The following is a 262-nucleotide window of genomic DNA, read 5'->3' as shown; positions in this document are numbered from 1 at the left end:
GTCATGCAGGACCCGGCAGACCCCGCCCAGATTGTCGGGGGGCGCCCTCAGCTCGCTCGACGGTTCACAGAGTCCCTTGCGCGTGAGGGTGAGTAGCGGGGCCTGATCGGACCGCTGGAACTGGCCCGGTTGTGGACCCGTCACATCCTGAACAGCGCGAACGCCGCGCCCCTGTTCCACGGCTCCGTCGCGGACACCGGGTCCGGAGCCGGACTTCCTGGTCTGGTACTCGCGAGCGCGCGACCCGACGTGTCGTGGACCC

The 262-nt window shown here is 69.8% G+C and carries 1 pseudogene; it reads left to right on the top strand.

The features are described 5' to 3' along the window. Window positions 1-3 precede the first annotated feature (3 nt). Window positions 4-262, top strand: a pseudogene (locus KVS71_RS17690) (RsmG family class I SAM-dependent methyltransferase); the annotation flags it as partial.

The organism is Microbacterium sp. GbtcB4, assembly GCF_019091465.1.
GTDB classification, from domain to species: Bacteria; Actinomycetota; Actinomycetes; order Actinomycetales; family Microbacteriaceae; genus Microbacterium; species Microbacterium paraoxydans.
This window is presented reverse-complemented; position numbering and strand designations above follow the sequence as displayed.